Source organism: Mesorhizobium sp. M2A.F.Ca.ET.039.01.1.1, assembly GCF_003998035.1.
GTDB lineage: Bacteria > Pseudomonadota > Alphaproteobacteria > Rhizobiales > Rhizobiaceae > Mesorhizobium.
The window spans coordinates 1-1,683 of sequence record NZ_RZRY01001047.1; the positions used below are offsets into that span (position 1 = coordinate 1).

At 63.8% G+C, this 1,683-nt stretch carries 3 protein-coding genes; all 3 read left to right on the plus strand.

Annotated elements, in window-relative coordinates; translation table 11 throughout:
• Positions 1-96: 96 nt before the first annotated feature.
• A complete protein-coding gene (locus tag EOA24_RS37100; RefSeq protein ID WP_042642286.1) occupies positions 97-354 on the plus strand; it encodes a GlsB/YeaQ/YmgE family stress response membrane protein in 258 nt (85 codons plus the stop codon).
• A 146-nt stretch (positions 355-500) separates the two neighbouring features.
• Positions 501-1,466, plus strand: coding sequence for a lipoyl synthase (lipA, locus tag EOA24_RS37105; protein ID WP_126082763.1), 966 nt, complete (start codon positions 501-503; stop codon positions 1,464-1,466).
• 6 nt (positions 1,467-1,472) lie between these two features.
• On the plus strand, positions 1,473-1,683 hold a 211-nt coding region (locus tag EOA24_RS37110; RefSeq protein ID WP_281059928.1), incomplete at its 3' end, for an SRPBCC family protein.

The following is a 1,683-nucleotide window of genomic DNA, read 5'->3' on the forward strand; positions in this document are numbered from 1 at the left end:
GGTCAGGCGAGACTCACACGCGGCAGCCGGAGCTAGCTGACGGCAAGGCGGCTCGTATCCGGCTGCATTTTCACCTGATCGAGGAGGAACTGGCACATGCATTTGAATGGCGTCGGCTGGATCGCAGCCATCATCGTCGGCGGCTTGGCGGGCTGGCTCGCCGAGATGGTCATGAAGAGCAACACCGGCATCTTCATGAACATCATCATGGGCATCGTCGGCGCGATCGTGCTGAACGCGATCCTGCAGGCTCTCAACATCCAGTCGTTCGGCGTCGGCTGGGTCGCCTATCTGATCACCGGCTTCATCGGGGCCTGCCTGCTGATCTTTGTTGGCCGGCTCGTTCGCCGGTAAGGCGCGCGAATGCGTCGCTGAACGAAGCCTGCTATGCGAAAACGGCCGTGGCGGCATGCGCTGCCCCGGCCTTTTTCTTTGCCGCGAAAAGTCCTAGATGACGAAAGACAAGCGGCTGGCGAAATCGCGGCCGCGAAGGGTTTGAGATGGTCACAGTCGTAGACACGATCGCCAACCGGCCGCGCCCGCGGCATCCCGAGAAGGCGCACCGGCCCGACCAGGAGGTGCTGCGCAAGCCGGACTGGATCCGCGTCAAGGCCCCGGTCTCCAAGGGCTATTCCGAGACGCGCGAGATCGTGAAGTCGCACAAGCTGGTGACGGTGTGCGAGGAGGCCGGCTGCCCGAATATCGGCGAATGCTGGGACAAGAAGCACGCCACCTTCATGATCATGGGCGAGATCTGCACGCGCGCCTGCGCCTTCTGCAACGTCGCGACCGGCATCCCGACCGCGCTCGATCCGGATGAACCGGCGCGCGTGGCACACGCCGTCAAGCAGATGGGGCTGAGCCACGTCGTCATCACCTCGGTCGATCGCGACGACCTTGCAGATGGCGGCGCGCAGCATTTCGCCCACGTCATCCGCTCCATCCGCGCGGCGACGCCGTCGACGACGATCGAGATCCTGACGCCCGACTTCCTGCGCAAGGACGGCGCGCTGGAGATCGTCGTCGCCGCCAAGCCCGACGTCTTCAACCACAATCTCGAAACCGTGCCGTCGAACTACCTAACGGTCCGGCCCGGTGCCCGCTATTTCCATTCGATCCGGCTGCTCCAGCGCGTGAAAGAACTCGACCCGTCGATCTTCACCAAATCCGGCATCATGGTCGGCCTCGGCGAGGAGCGGAACGAGGTGCTGCAGCTGATGGACGATCTGCGGTCGGCCAATGTCGACTTCATGACCATCGGCCAGTACCTGCAGCCCTCGAAGAAGCACCATCCGGTGATCCGCTTCATCCCGCCGGACGAGTTCAAGTCCTACGAGACGATCGGCAAGACCAAGGGTTTCCTGCTCGTGGCATCGAGCCCGCTGACGCGTTCCTCGCACCATGCCGGCGAGGATTTCGCCAGGCTGCGCGCGGCGCGCGAGGCGCAGCTCGCGAAGGCCAGCTGACTTTCAATGCCGAAATTCGAGGCGACACGCCGCGTCGCGCATACACCGCAAGAAATGTTCGCGCTGGTGGCGGACATCGAGGCCTACCCGCAATTCCTGCCGCTCTGTGAATCGCTCACCGTGCGCTCGCGCAAGGAGCGGGACGGCCGCACCATCCTGGTTGCCGACATGAGCATCGGCTACAAGGCGATCCGCGAGACCTTCACGACACAGGTGC

Coding starts and splice junctions, on each gene's coding strand:
- EOA24_RS37100 (WP_042642286.1), top strand. CDS start 97: ATGCATTTGAATGGCGTCGGCTGGATCGCAGCCATCATCGTCGGCGGC.
- lipA (WP_126082763.1), top strand. CDS start 501: ATGGTCACAGTCGTAGACACGATCGCCAACCGGCCGCGCCCGCGGCAT.